The sequence below is a fragment of the Paraburkholderia strydomiana genome (assembly GCF_046030495.1).
GTDB lineage: Bacteria > Pseudomonadota > Gammaproteobacteria > Burkholderiales > Burkholderiaceae > Paraburkholderia > Paraburkholderia strydomiana_A.
This window is the reverse complement of record NZ_JAQQCJ010000001.1, coordinates 475,670-495,149: the sequence shown is the minus strand read 5'-3', so window position 1 is coordinate 495,149 and position 19,480 is coordinate 475,670. Positions and strand designations below refer to the sequence as shown.

Annotated in this window: 15 protein-coding genes; all 15 read right to left on the bottom strand. The window is 61.6% G+C overall.

Going from position 1 to position 19,480, the window contains the following annotated elements; translation table 11 throughout:
* Positions 1 to 813: 813 nt before the first annotated feature.
* The gene (locus PQQ53_RS02255; RefSeq protein ID WP_408139928.1) at positions 814 to 1,701 is read right to left on the bottom strand and encodes a ParB/RepB/Spo0J family partition protein; all 888 of its coding nucleotides are present in this window, start codon (positions 1,699 to 1,701) and stop codon (positions 814 to 816) included.
* Between the two features lie 18 nt (positions 1,702 to 1,719).
* Positions 1,720 to 2,511 (bottom strand): ParA family protein, encoded by a 792-nt coding sequence (locus PQQ53_RS02250; RefSeq protein ID WP_408139927.1) that lies wholly within the window; start codon positions 2,509 to 2,511, stop codon positions 1,720 to 1,722.
* A gap of 76 nt (positions 2,512 to 2,587) precedes the next feature.
* Positions 2,588 to 3,271, bottom strand: coding sequence for a 16S rRNA (guanine(527)-N(7))-methyltransferase RsmG (gene rsmG, locus PQQ53_RS02245; RefSeq protein WP_408139925.1), 684 nt, complete (start codon positions 3,269 to 3,271; stop codon positions 2,588 to 2,590).
* A complete protein-coding gene (gene mnmG, locus PQQ53_RS02240; protein ID WP_408323195.1) occupies positions 3,268 to 5,226 on the bottom strand; it encodes a tRNA uridine-5-carboxymethylaminomethyl(34) synthesis enzyme MnmG in 1,959 nt (652 codons plus the stop codon). The genes rsmG and mnmG overlap by 4 nt, the downstream gene beginning before the upstream one ends.
* A 171-nt stretch (positions 5,227 to 5,397) precedes the next feature.
* Positions 5,398 to 6,150, bottom strand: a complete 753-nt coding sequence (locus tag PQQ53_RS02235; RefSeq protein WP_408323277.1) for an ABC transporter ATP-binding protein — start codon at positions 6,148 to 6,150, stop codon at positions 5,398 to 5,400.
* 11 nt (positions 6,151 to 6,161) lie between these two features.
* On the bottom strand, positions 6,162 to 7,946 hold the full coding sequence (locus tag PQQ53_RS02230; RefSeq protein ID WP_408152740.1) for a branched-chain amino acid ABC transporter ATP-binding protein/permease: 1,785 nt from the start codon (positions 7,944 to 7,946) through the stop codon (positions 6,162 to 6,164).
* Between the two features lie 4 nt (positions 7,947 to 7,950).
* On the bottom strand, positions 7,951 to 9,006 hold the full coding sequence (locus tag PQQ53_RS02225) for a branched-chain amino acid ABC transporter permease (RefSeq protein WP_408139919.1): 1,056 nt from the start codon (positions 9,004 to 9,006) through the stop codon (positions 7,951 to 7,953).
* 211 nt (positions 9,007 to 9,217) lie between these two features.
* Complete coding sequence (locus PQQ53_RS02220) at positions 9,218 to 10,378, bottom strand: ABC transporter substrate-binding protein (protein ID WP_408139917.1); 1,161 nt, start codon at positions 10,376 to 10,378, stop codon at positions 9,218 to 9,220.
* A gap of 404 nt (positions 10,379 to 10,782) precedes the next feature.
* On the bottom strand, positions 10,783 to 11,949 hold the full coding sequence (locus PQQ53_RS02215) for an ABC transporter substrate-binding protein (RefSeq protein WP_408323194.1): 1,167 nt from the start codon (positions 11,947 to 11,949) through the stop codon (positions 10,783 to 10,785).
* A 534-nt stretch (positions 11,950 to 12,483) separates the two neighbouring features.
* Positions 12,484 to 13,455 carry a branched-chain amino acid ABC transporter permease gene (locus tag PQQ53_RS02210; protein ID WP_408139914.1) on the bottom strand — a complete coding sequence of 324 codons (972 nt, stop codon included), beginning with the start codon at positions 13,453 to 13,455 and terminating at the stop codon, positions 12,484 to 12,486.
* Positions 13,455 to 14,339 carry a branched-chain amino acid ABC transporter permease gene (locus PQQ53_RS02205; protein ID WP_408323193.1) on the bottom strand — a complete coding sequence of 295 codons (885 nt, stop codon included), beginning with the start codon at positions 14,337 to 14,339 and terminating at the stop codon, positions 13,455 to 13,457. Before PQQ53_RS02205 ends, PQQ53_RS02210 begins: the two co-directional genes overlap by 1 nt.
* Before the next feature lie 201 nt (positions 14,340 to 14,540).
* Complete coding sequence (locus PQQ53_RS02200) at positions 14,541 to 15,755, bottom strand: ABC transporter substrate-binding protein (protein WP_408323192.1); 1,215 nt, start codon at positions 15,753 to 15,755, stop codon at positions 14,541 to 14,543.
* Between the two features lie 61 nt (positions 15,756 to 15,816).
* Entirely contained in the window at positions 15,817 to 16,575 is a 759-nt protein-coding gene (locus PQQ53_RS02195; protein WP_121316095.1) for an ABC transporter ATP-binding protein, read from the bottom strand.
* Positions 16,572 to 17,351 carry an ABC transporter ATP-binding protein gene (locus PQQ53_RS02190; RefSeq protein WP_408139907.1) on the bottom strand — a complete coding sequence of 260 codons (780 nt, stop codon included), beginning with the start codon at positions 17,349 to 17,351 and terminating at the stop codon, positions 16,572 to 16,574. Before PQQ53_RS02190 ends, PQQ53_RS02195 begins: the two co-directional genes overlap by 4 nt.
* A 326-nt stretch (positions 17,352 to 17,677) precedes the next feature.
* A complete protein-coding gene (locus PQQ53_RS02185; RefSeq protein WP_408139905.1) occupies positions 17,678 to 19,393 on the bottom strand; it encodes a GMC family oxidoreductase in 1,716 nt (571 codons plus the stop codon).
* Between the last annotated feature and the right edge of the window lie 87 nt (positions 19,394 to 19,480).

The following is a 19,480-nucleotide window of genomic DNA, read 5'->3' as shown; positions in this document are numbered from 1 at the left end:
CGCTTACGGGGTTGCCGTGCAATTAAATCCGGGCGATTGTAAGCGATAGTTGCAGGCAATTCAAGACTTTAGGCCGTTCAATAACCGGCATCAAAAGCGCCCTCGTCGCCCGCGAACGGCATTCTGCCACGGGAAAACACGCCAAATGTAAGGCAGCTGGGGGATGGCAAAACGGCGAGTTGGAATCGCGCAGGTTTGCGCCAGATCATAGGTCGCGCAGACGTTATGGCGGACGTGTCGAAAACACAACAAACGTCAATTTTTGCGTGCGGGATTGCACACCGACGGGTAGAGACAAGCAGCGTGGCGGTGCGAGAGGTTCGCGATGCAAGTTAATGGTTAACTGCGGACAATTGGCCGCACGGTACCAGGCGAATTCGATGTCGTACCGGTGCAGTGCCCTGCCCTGCCCTGCCCTCCACGCGACGCCGAGCCGTGTGAGGACATCACTCCACCCGCTTGCGGTGGCGCAGGCCTAATGCGATGCCGGAATCCTACGCACCGCGTAGGATGTCGCCGAAAGCCGGCCCACGCCCCCACCCGCGTCGCAGCCTCACGGCCTCGCCGACGCGCACAGGATTCGTGCGACACATTGATATATCCGGATTCCTTATTATCTGACGGTCACTTTTGTTTAGGAATCCGACTAAATTTGACGTGGAGTGCGAATCAACCAAACAGGCCGATCAGGCGTACGCACCGCGTCGACACCGCGCTCGCCACGGCACGCAGCTGAAGTGCGCCAAATAGCTTACGTACGACCGTCGAATCCGCCGCAAGCCTATTCAGCACCCTTCGTACGCAATCCACCCTTCACGCAGTGGCATTACCACGCAATCGAACGAGAATACCTTCCAGCGCATCCAGATCGCCGAAGTCCACCAGCACCTGTCCCCGGCCGCGTCGACCGAGCTTGATCTTGACCGTGGCCGACAGCAGATCCGACAGCTCTTCCTCAAGCCGTCGCGTATCGCGTCCGCCATCCGGATTCGCGCGCGCCTTGACGGCTGGGGCGGCCTTGGTCGTCGTCGTCACCAGTTTTTCGGTTTCACGCACGGACATGCGCTTGTTGACCACCTGATTGGCCAATGTGATCTGCGTGGCGCCATCGACTGCCAGCAGCGCGCGGGCGTGCCCCATGTCCAGATCGCCGGCCAGCAGCATCGTCTGCACCGGCGACGCGAGGTTGAGCAAGCGCAATAAGTTCGATACGGCGCTGCGCGAACGGCCCACCGACTCTGCCGCCTGCTCGTGCGTGAAATTGAATTCGTCGAGCAAGCGCTGGATACCCTGCGCTTCTTCCAGCGGATTCAGATCCTCGCGCTGAATATTTTCGATCAGCGCCATTGCGGCGGCGGCCTGGTCTGGCACATCCCTCACCAATACCGGCACCTCTTCGAGACCCGCGAGACGCGCGGCACGAAAACGCCGCTCCCCCGCAATGATCTCGTATCTGTCCGCCGACACAGGACGCACGAGGATCGGTTGCATCAGCCCCTGCGCGCGGATGCTGGCCGCCAGTTCCTGCAACGCGCCTTCGTCCATTCGCGTGCGTGGCTGGTACTTGCCCGCCTGCATCTTGCTGAGCGGCAGCACATTGGGCGCACCGTCGATCGTCACCGCTTCCGTGATGTCGGCGGTGCCGCCGAGCAATGCCTCAAGACCGCGGCCCAATCCCTTCTTTCTTGCTACTGCGTTCATCGTGCTTCCTCGGTCCACTTAGGATGCCTGGGGGGCGTCATTCAACGCGCGCACCCGCTCAATCATTTCCGCGCCGAACTGCACATACGCCTGCGCGCCGCGCGATGCCCGGTCGAATACCACGCCGGGCAAGCCGTAGCTCGGCGCCTCGGCCAGACGTACGTTGCGTGGGATGACCGCGTCGAACACCTTGTCGCCGAAATGCTCTTTCAGTTGATCTGAAACTTGCTGTTGCAACGTGATGCGCGGATCGAACATCACGCGCAGCAGGCCGATCACCTTCAAGTCCCGGTTCAGGTTGGCATGCACCTGTTTGATCGTGTTGACCAGATCGGACAGGCCTTCGAGCGCGAAATACTCGCACTGCATGGGAATCACGACGCCATGTGCGGCGCACAGGCCGTTGAGTGTCAGCAGCGATAAAGCCGGCGGGCAGTCGATCAGCACAAAATCGTATTCGCTCTCGACCGCCGCAAGTGCGGCCTTCAACTGACGTTCACGGTTTTGCACGCTGACGAGTTCCACCTCCGCGCCCGCGAGTTCGCGGTTCGCGGGCAGGACGTCGTAGCTGACTGCTTCCGGACGGATTCGCGCATCGGCCACCGATACGTTATCGACGAGCACTTCGTAGACGGTATTCGCGCATGCGGCCTTGTCGATGCCACTGCCCATCGTGGCGTTGCCTTGCGGGTCCAGGTCGATGAGAAGGACTCGCTGTCCCTGCGCTGCCAAGCTCGCCGCCAGATTGACTGCGGTGGTCGTCTTGCCGACGCCACCCTTCTGGTTCGCAACGCAGAAGATTTTTGCCATCGTTGGTGTGTCCCTTTTGCTGCTGGATGAAGAAAAAATCACTGGTGATACTGGAGCCGACCCGAGGCTGGCAGCCTCAATTGTCGGCATCCACCAGAACCTTGATCAGGTGCCGCTCGGCGTCGAGTGACGGTACTTTCAGCCGGATGATCTGTTCCGCGTGGGCACCCGCCGGCAAACGTTCGATTTCGCCCTCCGGCCTCACGCCTTTCATCGCCCAGATCGCCCCCTGGTCCGCAACGAGGTGACGGGCCAGTGTAACGAAATCCGCGAGCTCTGCGAATGCGCGCGAGACGATTACGTCGAACTTTGCCGGTACTTCGGCGCCCGGCCGCAAAGACTCGACGCGGCCAGTCACAACCGACAGGTTCGCAAGGCCGAGTTCGGCCTTCGCCTGCGCCTGGAAGGCCGTCTTCTTATGAACGATATCGTTCACAGTGACGGTCCAATCAGACAGAACGATCGCCAGCACGATACCGGGCAGGCCGCCGCCCGAACCCACGTCGAGCACCGACGACGGGCCGCGCGGCGCGAGATGCGGCACGATCGACAGCGAATCGAGGATGTGCTGGATCAGCATTTGCCGCGGATCGCGGATCGCCGTCAGGTTATAGACGGTATTCCATTTCGACAGCAGCGCGACGTAGTCAAGCAGCTTGCCGAGTTGCGCGTCGCTCAAATCGAGGCCGAGTTCGCGCACACCGTCCACCAGCAGTGGCGCCAACGCTTGCTGAGTACTGCCCTTCTGGCTCACCGTCATTGCGTCACCGGCGCGTTATCGGTGCCGGGTTCGGCGGGTTTCGTCGAACGACGGCCCAAGCCGCGCTTCAGATGAACCATCAGCAAGGAGATGGCGGCCGGCGTGATGCCGGATATGCGCGATGCTTGGCCGATAGTTTCAGGACGGAATTGCGTCAGCTTCTGACGCGCTTCGAACGAAAGGCCTCGGACTTCCGCGTAGTCCAGCCCTTCGGGCAGGCGCGTGCTTTCGTGGGCTTCGTTCCGCTCGATCTCACCAGCTTGACGGTCGATATAGCCCTGATATTTGATACCAATTTCGATCTGTTCCTTGATCTGCGCGAGTAGCACATCGTCTTCCGCGAGAATCTCGGGCGCGCCGCATGCGCCGGCGCGCAACCCGCAAACGCCATCGTAGGTCACACCCGGGCGACGCAGCAGATCCGCAAGGCTGTATTCATGGTCGATCGGCTTGCCGAGCAAGGTTGTCGCTTCGTCAGCAGGCAACGTCTTGGGATTGACCCACGTCGTGCGAAGTCGCTCTGTTTCACGTGAAACAGCGTCACGTTTGCGGCTAAAGGCGTCCCAACGAATGTCGCCGACTACCCCAAGCCCCCGCCCGATCTCGGTCAGACGCATATCGGCATTGTCTTCGCGCAGGCTCAGGCGATATTCGGCGCGGCTAGTGAACATCCGGTACGGCTCGGACACGCCGCGCGTCACCAGATCGTCGACCAGTACGCCGAGGTAAGCCTGGTCTCGACGCGGACACCACGCTTCCTTGCCCTGCACGTACAAACCGGCGTTGATGCCCGCCAGCAGGCCCTGCGCAGCCGCCTCTTCATAGCCGGTCGTGCCGTTGATCTGGCCGGCGAAGAAGAGTCCGTTAATCACCTTGGTTTCCAGCGAAGCCTTCAACCCGCGTGGATCGAAATAATCGTACTCAATCGCATAGCCCGGCCGGAGGATATGGGCGTGCTCCAGACCGCGCATCGAACGCACCAATTCCAGCTGCACGTCGAACGGCAGGCTCGTAGAAATCCCGTTCGGATAGAACTCGTTGGTGGTCAGCCCCTCCGGTTCCAAGAAAATCTGGTGCGATTCCTTTGATGCAAAGCGGTGGATCTTATCCTCGATAGACGGACAGTAGCGCGGCCCCACGCCCTCGATGACGCCCGTATACATCGGCGACCGGTCGAGCCCGCCACGGATGATGTCGTGCGTCCGCTCGTTCGTATGCGTCACCCAGCACGGCACTTGCCGCGGGTGCTGCTCGACGCGCCCGAGAAACGAGAACACCGGCACCGGGTCCAGATCGCCCGGCTGCTCTTCGAGTTGTGAAAAGTCGATCGTGCGACCGTCGATCCGCGGGGGCGTACCGGTCTTGAGCCGGCCTTGCGGCAGTTTCAGCTCCTTCAGACGTGCGGAAAGCGAAACCGCAGCCGGATCGCCTGCGCGACCGCCGGTGTAGTTGTTCAAACCCACGTGAATCTTGCCGTCGAGGAACGTCCCCGCCGTCAACACCACCGCCCGCGCGCGGAAACGAATCCCCACCTGCGTCACGGCGCCGACGACACGATCACCCTCCACCATCAGATCGTCGACAGCCTGCTGGAACAGCCACAGGTTCGGCTGGTTCTCCAGCCGGTGCCGGATTGCCTGTTTGTACAGCAAACGGTCGGCCTGAGCGCGCGTCGCCCGAACTGCGGGGCCCTTCGACGAATTCAGGATGCGGAACTGAATTCCGCCCTCGTCCGTCGCGGCTGCCATGGCGCCGCCGAGCGCATCGACTTCCTTGACCAGGTGGCCCTTACCAATGCCGCCGATGGACGGATTGCAGCTCATCTGGCCGAGGGTTTCGATGTTATGGGTCAGCAGGAGCGTCGTATTGCCCATGCGCGCCGAGGCCAACGCGGCTTCTGTGCCGGCATGACCGCCGCCAACGACGATGACGTCAAATTCTGTGGGAAAGAGCATTGCGGATCTCACGCCAGATCATCGCGTGAGCCTTAAAGGAAAAGTATGGGCGAATTATAACGGGTTCGGTTTCGGCCCGAATTTCGTCCGAATGGCCATGCATAAAAAAGCGGTGTGTTTCACGTGAAACACACCGCTTGGATCTGTTGCAACTAGCTAAAAAATACGCGCCTACGCTACTTTCTTAGCCAACCCCAGATAGGTTTCGATTACGCGTGGATTTTGCGCCAAATCCGCCGCAGGCCCTTCCAGCGCCAACTCTCCAGTCTCCAGAACATAGCCGTAGTCGGAAATCTGCAAAGCGGCTCGCGCATTCTGCTCGATCAGCAGCGTCGCCACGCCGGTCTGCCGTAACGCGCTAATGATGTGGAAAATTTCTTTTACGATCAGCGGCGCAAGACCCAGACTCGGTTCATCGAGCATCAACAGATCGGGCTTTCCCATCAGCGCACGCCCCACCGCCAGCATCTGCCGCTCACCGCCGGACAATGTACCGGCAGCCTGCTGGCGGCGCTCCTTCAGTCGGGGAAACAGCTTGAAAACCGGCTCGAGCTGGTCAAGAAAATTGCGCTCCCCCGCGCGCTTGCGCCGATAAGCCCCGAGGACAAGGTTGTCCTCCACCGTCATCGATGCAAAAAGCTCGCGCTTTTCGGGCACCAGACACATGCCGCGAGCGACCCGCTTCTCGACCGGCACCGCGCTCACGTCTTCGCCCTGATAGACGACAGCGCCCTTCGCATGGCCTGTCGTCGGCAACGCGCCCATGATCGCGTTCAGCAACGTGGATTTGCCCGCGCCGTTTGGGCCGATCACCGAGACAATCTGCCCGGCCCGCACCTTGATCGCCGCGCCGTGCAGCGCTTCGACCTTACCGTATCGGACCGACAGACCGTCCACGTCGAGAATCGGTGCAGCAGCATTCATCGTGTTCTCCATCATTCCACCCCGCCCAGGTACGCTTCGAGCACCGCCGGGTCTTGTTGCACATCCAACGGCAAACCTTCCGCGATCCGCGTCCCGAACTCCATGACGACTAGCCGATCAGTGAGATTCATCACGAAGTCCATGTCGTGTTCCACCAGCAGCACGCTCATGCCTTCCGCTTTGAGGCGACGCAACAAATCAGCGAGCTGCAGCTTCTCCTGATACCGCAAACCGGCTGCGGGCTCATCCAACAGCAACAACGTCGGGTCGCAGCACAAAGCGCGAGCAATTTCGAGAATCCGCTGCTGGCCCAACGCGAGACTGCCAGCCTCATCGTACATATGCTGTTCGAGCCCAACGCGACGAATCTGGCGAGCCGCCTCCGCCATCAAGCGCGCTTCTTCCGCACCGTTCAGGCGTGCGACACTGCGCCAGACACCGGCCTGACCGCGCAAATGCGCGCCGATCGCGACATTCTCGAGCACCGTCATCCCCGGCAGGAGCTTGACGTGCTGGAAGGTTCGGCCGATCCCACGTTTAACGATTTCACGTGAACTCAGCGAATCGATACGCTCACCGCGGAATGTGATCTCGCCACTGGTCGCCTGTAGTACACCCGTGACCAGATTGAAGGTCGTCGACTTACCGGCGCCGTTCGGCCCGATCAGCCCGATGATTTGCCCCGCTTTCACCTCGAAGCTGACATCGTTGACCGCGACAAGACCGCCGAACTGTTTGCGCGCCTTGTTCACGGTCAGCAGATCTTCGCCGGCTTGCGGCTTGCTGCGCTGCGGCAACGGTTCCGCATGATCCGCCAGATGCGCGCGCGGACCGCGCGGGAAAAAGCGCGCGACGAATGGCCAGACCCCTTGGCGGGCGTACTGCAGCAGCAACACCATCAGGATGCCGAACACGATCACTTCGAAGTTGCCGTTTTCTCCCAGCAACTTCGGCAGCAGCGTTTGCAGATAGTCCTGGAGCAACGTCAGGATCGCCGCGCCGAGGACCGCGCCCCACACGTGCGACACGCCCCCCACTACCGCCATGAATAGAAACTCGATGCCGTGGTTCAGGCCGAACGGCGTCGGATTCACCGCGCGTTGCAGATGGGCGTACAGGAAGCCCGAAACAGACGCCAGCACGGCCGCGTAGACGAAGATCACGACGCGCATCCATGCAGTATTCACGCCCATCGCCTCGGCCATCATGCCACCGCCACGCAATGCGCGAATCGCCCGCCCCGGCCGGCTATTAAGCAGATTCTGAACAGAAATCACCGCACCGAGCACAACCAGCCAGATCAGGTAATAGATATGGCGGCCGGACTCCAGGTTGATGCCGAAAACATTCAGCACCGGAATTCCGTTGATGCCGTCGTACTTGCCGAGCATTTCAAGATTGCCGAACAGATAGAACAGCGCGAGCCCCCAGGCGATCGTGCCGAGTGGCAGAAAGTGGCCGGACAGACGCATCGTTACGAGCCCCAGCATCAGCGCGATCAATGCCGTCACGACGACACCCGCGATCAAAGCAAGCCACGGCGACACGCCATACGTGGTCGTCAAATACGCGGTCGCGTAGGCACCGATCCCGACGAACGCCGCCTGCCCGAAGCTCGTCATCCCGCCGATGCCTGTCAGCAGCACGAGCCCGATCGCGACGATCGAATACAGGCCGATGTAGTTGAGCAGCGTCACCCAGTATTCGGGCACGTGAATCGGCTGCGGCAACACCGGCAGCGCGAACAGCACCACGAGGAACAACCAGAAGAACTTGTTTTGCATGATCCGTTTCATCGTGTCACTCCTCTTCCTCTTCGGCGTGCGGGCTGGCCAGACTTCGCCAGAGCAGCACGGGGATGATCAGCGTGAACACGATCACTTCTTTATAAGCGCTTGCCCAGAACGACGAATATGACTCCAGCAGGCCCACCAGGATAGAGCCCGCTGCCGCCAGCGGATAGCTGACCAGACCGCCGATAATCGCCCCCACAAAGCCCTTCAGACCGATCAGGAAGCCCGAGTCGTAGTAGATGGTGGTGAGGGGTGCCACGAGGATCCCGCACAGCGCGCCGAGCCCGGCTGCCAGCGTGAACGCGAGACGCCCCGCCTGCGTGGTGCCGATGCCGACGAGCCGCGCGCCGAGTCGGTTCACCGACGTTGCGCGCAACGCCTTGCCCGAGATCGAGCGATCGAAGTACAGATACAGCGCACCGATCAGTACGACCGCGGTGCCGACCACCCACAGACTTTGCCCGGAGATCGACAGGCTGCCGACGTTGAACGTCGCATCCGAGAACGCGGTCGTGCGTGAGCCTTCCGCGCCGAACATCACGAGCCCTAGCCCAACCATCGCGAAGTGCACCGCGACTGCCACGATCAGCAGCAACAGCGTGGTCGCTTCCGCGATCGGCTCATAGGCAAGCCGGTAGACGAACGGGCCCATCGGAATCACGATCAGAAGCGTCAGTGCGATCTGCACGATCATCGGCAGGGGCTGTAGGAAAACACCCCGCGTGAGCGCGTAGACTGCGATCGGAAACAGCAGGTATTTCCCCGCCAGCATGACCAGCGTGCGCGCCGCATGGCGGCGTCGCTCGGCATGCCGCACCAGCCCCGCCACCTCGACGACGAAGCAGGCCGCGCCCATCGCCATCAGTAGCCAGCACGTGGCCGGAAACTTTTGTGTCTGCAGTGCGGCGAGCGTCAATGCGCCGTACGAAACAAACTCCCCCTGCGGGATGAAGATCACCCGCGTCACGGAGAACACCAGCACCAGCGCGAGCGCGAGCAGCGCGTAGATCGCGCCGGTGGTGATGCCGTCCTGCGCGAGGATCGCCGCAATTGATAGATCCATACTTCCTCGTCCTGAAGCGTCGAAATCGAAATCGGGAAACGGTCACGGCGTGGCGGCAGAGCCCGCGGCCGGCCATCGACCTGCAATGCCTGAAAAGGCAACCGCCGCACCGTGTTCCGGCGCGGCGGTCGATGCCATTGTCATCGAACACAATGGCAATGCGGCGTCGGATGCCGCAGATTGCGCGAGAGGCGCGTACCGCTTTTTATTGTTAGTCGTTCTGCAGCTTCCACTTGCCGTCGACGATCTGCACGATCACGCGTGCACGCTTGTCGAGGCCGTTGTGGTCGGTCGTCGTGGTGTTCATGATGCCGTGCGACACCGGCAATTCCTTGATGTTTTCGAGCGCGCCGCGCAGCGCCACGCGGAATGCCTCCGTGCCCGGCTGAGCTGTCTTCAGCGCGACCGGAATCGCTGCCTGCAGCATCTGGCCGGCATCCCATGCGTGACCGCCGAAGGTCGCCACCGAGCCCACGCCATACGCTTTCTCGTACGCCGTCTTATACGCTTGCGACGACTTCTTCACCGGGTTCGAATCCGGCAACTGGTCCGTCACGAGGATCGGGCCAGCCGGCAGGAATTCGCCCTCGCAATCCTTGCCGCACACGCGCAGGAAGTCGTTGTTCGCGACGCCGTGTGTCTGGTAGACCTTGCCCTTGTAGCCGCGCTCCTTGAGCGTTTTGGCCGGCAGTGCCGACGGCGTACCCGCGCCGGCGATCAACACGGCGTCGGGATTCGCGCCCATCGTCTTGAGCACCTGACCGGTCACCGATGCGTCGGTGCGGTTAAAGCGCTCGTTGGAAACGATCTTCAGGTTGTGCGCGGCGGCCGCAGCGGTGAAGACGTTGTTCCACCCGTCGCCATACGCGTCCGCGAAACCGATGAAGCCCACCGTCTTCACGCCGTGATGCTCCATGTAGTCGGCGATCGCGTCGGCCATCAGGCTGTCGTTCTGCGGCGGTTTGAAGGCCCATGCGCGCTTCGCGTCCATCGGCGAGATGATCGCCGCCGATGCCGCCAGCGAGATCACCGGCGTCTTGCCTTCGGCGGCGGCGTCGAGCATCGCGAGTGAATTCGGCGTGACGGTCGAACCGATGATCGCGTCGACGTGGTCCTCGTCGATCAGCTTGCGCGTATTCTGCACGGCCTTGCCGGTATCCGATCCGTCGTCGAGCACGATGTACTGCACCGTCTTCCCGCCGATCTCTTTCGGCAACAACGCGATCGTGTTCTTCTCAGGAATCCCGAGCGATGCGGCCGGCCCCGTCGTCGACAACGTCACGCCGATCTTCACCTGGGCAAACGCCGCACCCGCACCGCACATCAACGCCATCGCGATGCCGGTGCGTACCCATTGCCTTGTCTTGTTCATTGCGAGTCTCCAAACGCTTTGAAGCGCGTATCTGTAATCCGGCTTGACGACCGGGTGTCTGAATCTAGTTATAGGGTTCAGGTGTGCCAAGCATGGTTTTCCCTGCTCGGCGCGAATACCTTCACCGTTTTGTTGGGTGCCGCTCCCCTCTCTCACCACTACGACAAACCGCCGCGATTCCCTGCGACCGTCGCCTCACTTCTCTACTTCGAATTCAATTCAACAAAACACTAACATGTTAGTAGTATTGCGTTCTGCATCATTCACGGTCAATAGACCGCTAGGCAAATGCGGGTTTGTCCTGAAGCGACGGAAACACACTTTTCACGTGACACGGGCAATAAAAAAGACGCGTCAACTGCACGCGTCATTTTCAATGAGGTTCCTTATCGCTGCGCCTTCGCTCAGTCGCCGGCCAGCTTCCACTTGCCGCCGACGATCTCCACCATCACGCGCGCCCGCTGGTCGAGGCCAGCGTGGTCGTTCGCGCTCATGTTGAAGATGCCGTGCGACGCGGGCAGGTCTTTGGTGTTCTCCAGTGCTGCACGCAGCGCCTCGCGGAACGCTGGCGTGCCCGGTTGGCCCTTCTTCAGCGCGAGCGGAATCGCGTGTTGCAGCAGCAAGCCCGCATCCCATGCGTGACCGCCGAAGGTCGACACCGAGCCGGCGCCATACGCGGCTTCGTACGCATGCTTGTAGGCAAGCGCGGTCTTCTTCACCGGATTCGAATCGGGCAGTTGATCGGCGACCAGCAGCGGACCAGCCGGCAGCCAGGTGCCTTCGCAGTCCTTGCCGCACACGCGCAGGAAGTCGTTATTCGCGACGCCGTGCGTCTGGTAGACCTTGCCCTTGTAGCCACGCTCCTTGAGCGTCTTCTGCGGCAGCGCGGCCGGCGTGCCTGCCCCCGCGATCAGCACCGCGTCCGGGTTCTGCGACATCATCTTCAGCACCTGGCCTGTGACCGACGCATCATTACGCGCGAAGCGCTCGTTCGCGACGACCTTAATCTTCGCGAGATCAGCGGCCTTGCCGAACTCCTTGAACCAGCTCTCGCCGTACGCGTCCGAAAAGCCGATGAATGCGACCGTCTTCACGCCGTGATTCGCCATATGCTGGGCGATCGCGGTGGCCATCAGAATGTCGTTTTGCGGCGTCTTGAAGACCCATGCGCGCTTCGCGTCCATCGGCTCGACGATGCTCGCCGCGGCGGCCATCGAGATCATCGGCGTGCCGCTTTCGCTGGCGACGTCGATCATTGCGAGCGAGTTCGGCACGACGGTCGAGCCGATCAATGCATCCACGTGATCTTCGCTGGTGAGCTTGCGTGCGTTTTTGACCGCCTGAGTGGAATCGGTCGCATCGTCGAGTACGATGTAGTCGATTTTCTGACCCGCCACCTCTTTGGGCAGCAACGCAACGGTGTTTTTTTCCGGAATGCCGAGCGATGCGGCCGGCCCCGTTGCCGACACGGTGACGCCGATTTTCACGTCCGCGAATGCATGACCGCTCCATGCTGCGGATACCCCGGTGGCGACCAATGCCGCGCTAATCCAACGCAATGCCGACTTCATCCCGCTCCTCTATCAACACCGTTATTCATTTGAATTTAAATCCGCGGATTTAAATACCGACCCAGCGGTCGGTGAATAGCGAGTTTAGCGGACGAAAGCCCCACGCGGCAAGCGTTTTGCAGGGCTAGACAGTGCGACGTCGCGAGCGCTTCGGTGAATAAAAAAGGGCCACCGAATTAGCGAAAGAATGGAATGGCGCTTTAGCAAAAGCACAAATAAAAAGCGCTGTTGGATATCAATCCAACAGCGCTTTCGTCTGGGCACTGAGTGCCTCATTGTCTCCTCGTTCTCCACCTGCAAATTTCGTGGTGCATCAGAACTGCATGAAGATTAAACGACCACCCCCTCTGCTACAACTAGCAATTACCCTAGTGGTGCAGTGCCGCACCGAATTGGGGCGCGTTGGCACGGCCTTGCCGGCGCGCCAACAAGCGCAGTCCGGCTGCGCGCTTCACACGCTTCGTGCATCGAGGACCACCCAATTAGATCGGATACCGAATCAATTTCGCATCTCGCCACGCGGCTCACCGCGCATCAGGCCCGCAACGGACGCACCCGCGCAACGATCTCACCGACGATGCCGCGCCGGAACGCCAGCACACACGCGATGAAAATCACACCGGTCACGATCGTCACCGACTCGCCCAGCGAACGGAACCAGTCGATGCCGGTCGTCGTCGCGAGCGCCCCGCCGATGTCGCCGAGCCGGTCTTCCAGCGCGACAATCAACGCGGCGCCGAGCAAAGGCCCGAACAGCGTGCCCATACCGCCGACGAGCGTCATCAGGATCACCAGGCCGGACATGGTCCAGTAAGCGTCGCCGAGCGTCTCGAAGCCTTGCACCAGCACTTTGAGCGACCCCGCGAGACCGGCGAGCCCCGCCGACAGAATGAACGCGAGCAGCTTGAAGCGATCCGTATCGTAGCCGAGCGACACGGCCCGTGGCTCGTTTTCCTTGATCGCCACCAGCACCTGGCCGAACGGCGAATGCACGATCCGCACGATTAGCAGGAACGCGAGCACCATCACGATCAGAATGACAAAGTACAGCGCGACATCCGAGGACAGATCCAGCAGACCGAACAGCTTCCCGCGCGGCACGCCTTGCAAGCCGTCTTCTCCATGCGTGAACGGCGCTTGCAGGAACACGAAGTAGACCATCTGCGCGAGCGCCAGCGTCACCATCGCGAAGTAGATGCCTTGACGGCGAATCGCGAAGAATCCGACGATCAAGCCGAGCAAGGTCGCCACCGCGGTGCCGGCAATTACGCCCAATTCGGGTGAAAAGCCGAGCGTCTGCATCGCATAACCCGTGACGTAACCGGCCGACGCCAGAAACATCGCGTGTCCGAACGACAGCAAGCCCGTATAGCCGATCAGCAGATTGAACGCCGCCGCAAACAGCGCGAAGCACAGCACCTTCATCACGAAGAGCGGATAGATGCCGAGCACAGGCACCGCAATGAGCCCGATCAGCAGCAGACCGTAGAGCACTTTTCTCTGCATCATTTTTCCTTGCCGAAGAGGCCCGCCGGGCGCACCAGCAACACGAGCGCCATGATCACGAAGACGACGGTGGCCGACGCTTCCGGATAGAACACGCGCGTGAGCCCCTCGATCACGCCGAGCATGAGACCGGTGAGTATCGAGCCCATGATCGAACCCATCCCGCCGATCACGACCACGGCGAACACGGTGATGATCATCGGCTGGCCCATCAGCGGCGACACCTGAATGACCGGCGCGGCCAGCACGCCGGCGAACGCCGCCAGCGCGACGCCGAAGCCGTAGGTCAGCGTGATCATCAGCGGGACGTTGACGCCGAATGCCTCCACCAGTTTCGGATTCTCAGTGCCGGCGCGCAAATAGGCGCCAAGGCGCGTCTTCTCGATCACGAACCATGTCGCGAAGCAGACCACCAGCGACGCGACGACCACCCACGCACGATAGTTCGGAAGGAACATGAAGCCGAGATTGGTCGCGCCCGAGAGCGCCGACGGTACGTCGTACGGCTGGCCGGACGAACCATAGATCGAACGGAATACGCCTTCGACGACCAGCGTGAGCCCGAACGTCAGCAGCAAGCCATACAGATGATCGAGCTTGTACAGCCAGCGCAGCATCGAGCGCTCGATCGCCATGCCGAACAGCCCCACGAGCAGCGGCGCCAGCACCAGCATCACCCAGTACGGCAAACCGAAATACGACAGCCCCATCCACGCGAGCATCGCGCCGAGCATGAACAACGCGCCGTGCGCGAAGTTGATCACGTTGAGCAAGCCGAAGATGATCGCCAGCCCGAGACTCAGAATCGCGTAGAACGAGCCGTTCACGAGCCCCAGCAGAAGCTGGCTCAGCATCGCCGGTAGCGGAACGCCAAAGATGTCCATTGAAGCCCTTAACCCCTGAAGCCATCGCCAAGGTGAGATCGCTCACGCACGATCCGGCCTGCGCGCGACAGGCGGCAACAGCGCCCATCGTGCGCGGCATGTGAAACGGTTTGCCTTCTGCCTGCCGCCCGCGCCGCGCACCTGCCAACGCGCGCGGCCAACCTTCGACAGGCAGACGGCCTCAAGACCCTCGATTCACGCTTACTTCCACGCCGCGCAGCGCGTTTCCGCCTTGGTCGTGAACGCCTGCTCGCCGGGGATCGTCGCGACGATCTTGTAGTAGTCCCACGGCTCTTTGGATTCGGCCGGCGTCTTCACCTGCATCAGGTACATGTCGTGGATCATGCTGCCGTCCTGACGCACGTAGCCCTTCGCGTAGAAGTCGTCGATCTTGGTCTTCTTCAGCTGCGCCATCACCTTATCGGAGTCGGTCGAGCCGACTGCCTGCACGGCCTTCAGGTAGTTCATCGTCGCCGAGTAGTCGGCGGCCTGCAGGCTCGACGGCATCTTCTTCATCTTGTCGAAATAGCGCTGTGCCCACTTGCGCGTATTGGCGTCCTTATTCCAGTACCAGCTGTCCGTCAGCACCAGACCTTGCGTAGTCTCCAGCCCGAGGCTGTGGATATCGTTGATGAACACCAGCAGCGCGGCAATCTTCATCGTCTTGTTGATGCCGAATTCCTTGGCCGCCTTGATCGAATTGACCGTGTCGCCACCGGCATTGGCGAGGCCGAGGATCTGCGCCTTCGACGCCTGCGCTTGCAGCAGGAACGACGAGAAGTCCGACGCGGACAGCGGATGACGCACCGCGCCCAGCACCTGGCCGCCGTTCGCTTTCACCACGTCGGACGTGTTCTTTTCGAGCGCCTTGCCGAACGCGTAGTCAGCCGTCAGGAAGTACCACGTCTTGCCGCCCTGCTTCGTCACCGCCGAACCCGTGCCCTTGGCGAGCGCGGTCGTGTCGTACGCATAGTGGATCGTGTACGGCGTGCACTGCTCGTTGGTCAGCGTATCGGCGCCCGCGCCGATGCTGATGTAGACCTTGTGCTTCTCGCCCGCCACCGTGTTCATCGACAGACCCGTCGCCGAGTTCGTGCCGCCGATCAGCATGTCCACGCCATCCCGGTCGAACCACTCGCGGGCCCGCGATGCGGCGATGTCCGCCTTGTTCTGGTGATCCGCGTAGACCAGCGTGATCGGCTTGCCGTTGACCTTGCCGCCGAAGTCGGCGATCGCCATGCGAATCGCTTCGAGGCCGCCCTGCCCGTCGATGTCCGCATACAGCCCCGACAGATCGGTGATGAAGCCGATCTTCACCGCATCGTCAGCCGCTTGCGCGCTGCCCATCGTGAGAGCGGCGCCGGCCGCGACCGCGAAACAAACTGAGGCAAGCCGCGCGAGTGGGTTCTTTTTCATTCGTGTCTCCTGGGTTCTTCGCTTGTGGTTATCAGAGGCAATCGGGCGCGTGGCTATCGGTTCATACGCCCAGTAAATCGTGCAGGACCGGCATCTTGCCTTCGAGCTCGTTCGCCTCGAAGTGCTCGACGATCGAACCGTGCTCCATCACGTAGAAGCGATCGGCAAGCGGCGCGGCAAAGCGGAAATTCTGTTCGACCATCACGACGGTATACCCGCGCGCCTTGAGTGTGACGATCATCCGGGCGAGCGCTTGCACGATCACGGGCGCAAGTCCTTCCGAGATTTCGTCGAGCAGAAGCAGGCTCGCGCCGGTACGCAGAATCCGCGCGACCGCCAGCATCTGCTGTTCGCCGCCCGAGAGGCGCGTGCCCTGGCTCATGCGGCGTTCCTGCAGATTCGGAAACATCGAATAGATTTCTTCGAGCGACATCATGTGCGCCTTGTCGCCGACCGGCGGCGGCAGCAGCAGATTTTCCTCACACGAGAGGCTCGAAAAAATGCCGCGCTCTTCCGGGCAATAACCGATGCCGCAATGCGCGATGCGATGCGTGGGCAAGTTGATCGTTTCGCGTCCGCCGATGCGGATCGAACCGGTGCGCCGCCCGGTCAGTCCCATGATCGCGCGCAGCGTGGTGGTGCGGCCCGCGCCGTTGCGGCCGAGCAGCGTGACCACTTCGCCGCGGTGCACCGTCAGGTCGACGCCATGCAGGATGTGGGACTCCCCGTACCACGCCTGCAATCCCGCGATCTCCAGCGCGGGCGCGGCATCGCCCGTGCCGCTCACTTCGAGGCCTTCGCGCTCGACAATCGTATTCATGCGTGGGCTCCGGCGAGCGCCGCGTCGGCGCTGCCCATATAGGCTTGCATCACGAGCGGATTCTTCGACACTTCGGCGTAGCTGCCTTCAGCGAGCACCTCGCCCCGTTGCAGCACGGTGATCGTGTCGGAGATGCCGGCGATCACGTTCATGTTGTGCTCGACCATCAGGATCGTGCGGCCGCTCGATACTTTTTTGATCAACGCCGTGACGCGGTCCACGTCTTCATGCCCCATGCCTTGAGTCGGTTCGTCGAGCAGCATCAGTTCAGGTTCCATCGAGAGCGTGGTGGCGATTTCCAGCGCGCGCTTGCGGCCATATGACAGTTCGACGGTCGGCACATCGGCGAAATCGGTCAAGCCAACCTGGGTGAGCAGGTCCATTGCGCGGTCGTCGAGCTGGCGCAGCGTGCGCTCGCTCTTCCAGAAGTGGAACGACGTGCCGAGCGAGCGCTGCAAACCGATGCGCACGTTCTGCAATGCTGTCAGATGCGGAAATACTGCGGAAATCTGGAACGAACGGATGATGCCGCGCCGCGCGATTTGCGCCGGACGTTCATTCGTGATGTCGACGCCGTTGAACACGATCTGACCCGCAGTCGGTTCGAGAAATTTGGTGAGCAGGTTGAAGCAGGTGGTCTTGCCTGCCCCATTAGGGCCGATCAGCGCATGGATCGAGCCACGGCGCACGCGCAGGTTCACCCCGTTCACGGCGATGAAGCCTTTGAACTCGCGAGTCAGGCCGCGCGTTTCGAGAATCGTATCGCCGAGAATCATGTTCCCTTCCATACGGAGTAAGGCGAAGCATTACGATCTTCCGCGCAAAGCTCTGCGCGACTTGTTATGACGGCGGCACCCCTTGCCGCTCGTTGGCGTGCTGCACCAATCCGGACGGTAATCCATGGCGCGGCACGCAGCATGGCTGCCATTGTCGCGCCAATGATGCAGCGCATTCATTGGGATTTGCACTTAGTGAAGCGTGTCCGTCGTGTGCGTGGCCAGCGGCGCGGCCTCGCGCGTGGGAACGGTCGTGAGTCGCCGGTTCGGCAAACATGACCGATGTCTCACGTCGTAGACGGCGCTGACGCCCCGTCGCCGTTTTGTCACACGGTGAACATCGAAGGCGCCGCGCTAGTTTGCTGCCCAACGCTGCCGTTCACGCGCGCGCGGCGATCTTCACGGATCATGTCGCTCGCACGTTCGGCGATCATCAGTGTGGGCGAGTTGGTGTTGCCCGACGTGATGTTCGGCATCACCGACGCGTCGACCACGCGCAGTCCGTCAACGCCGATCACGCGCAGCCGGTTGTCGACCACCGCGGCCGGATCATCGCTCGTGCCCATGCGGCAGGTCCCGACCGGATGGAAGATGGTCGTGCCGACCGCGCCGGCCGCCTGCTGCAGTTCCTCCTCGGTCTGGTACTGGATGCCCGGCAGGATCTCCTGCGGCCGATAACGCGCGAGCGCCGGCGCCGACGCGATACGGCGCGTGAGACGCAACGCGTTGGCCGCGACGTGGCGATCGTAATCGGTGGACAGATAGTTCGGTGCAATCAACGGCGGCGCCGATGCATCAGCCGATTCGATGTGGATGCTGCCGCGCGAAGTCGGCCGCAACTGACACACCGACGCCGTGAAAGCATTGAAGCGATGCAGCGGTTCGCCAAAGCGATCGAGCGAAAGCGGCTGCACGTGATACTCGAGATCGGGCCGCGTGAGGGAACGGTCGGCGGGATCGGATTTGGCGAACGCGCCGAGCTGCGACGGCGACATCGACATCGGCCCGCTTTGCAGCAGCGCATATTGCACGCCGATCATCAGCTTGCCCCACCAATGCGCGGACGCCGTGTTGAGCGTGCGCACGCCGTCGACTTGATAGGCCATGCGCAGTTGCAAATGATCCTGCAGATTTTCGCCGACGCCACGCAGATCCTTGACGACCTCGATGCCCAGATTCTGCAAACGCGCCCCGTTGCCGATGCCGGAGAGTTCGAGCAGTTGCGGCGAGTTCACCGCGCCCGAGCTGAGGATGACTTCGCAGCGTGCCTTCGCGAGATAGTCGGTGTTGTCGCCGCGATATTCGACGCCGCAGCAACGGCGTCCTTCGAACACGACACGCTGGGTATGCGCACCGGTGATAATCGTCAGATTCGGACGCTTGAGTGCGGGGCGCAGAAACGCTTTCGACGCGTTCCAGCGAATGCCGCGTTTCTGATTGACGTCGAAGTAGCCGACGCCAGTGTTGTCGCCGCGATTGAAGTCATCCGTGGCAGGAATGCCGCTCTGCTGCGCGGCCTTCGAGAACTCTTCGAGAATCTTCCATTTCAGGCGTTGTTTTTCGACGCGCCACGGTCCGCCCGCGCCGTGCGATTCGCTGGCGCCGCCATGATGGTCTTCGCTACGTTTGAAGACCGGCAGCACCGCGTTCCACGACCACGATGCATCATTGGTCACGCGGGCCCACTCGTCGTAGTCTTCGCGCTGGCCGCGCATGTAGATCATGCCGTTGATCGACGAACTGCCGCCTAGCACGCGTCCACGTGGATACGACAGCGCGCGTCCGTTCAGACCGGCTTCCGGCTGCGTTTTATAAAGCCAGTCGGTGCGCGGATTGCCGATGCAGTACAAGTAGCCGACCGGCACGTGAATCCAGTGGTAATCGTCTTTGCCGCCGGCTTCCAGCAACAGGACGTTCACGTCCGGATCTTCGGTCAGCCGATTGGCGAGCACGCAACCGGCCGTTCCCGCGCCGACAATGATGTAATCGAATTCGCCTTCCAGCCGCCGGGCGGCCGCATGCGTGCTGTCGGTGTGACTCATCGCTTCAGTCTCCTAAGCTTTTTTCCGCGCGCCGCATTGTACGCATGCGACCGCGGTGTCAGGCTCTTTTTGTGTTTTCTGTGCGTG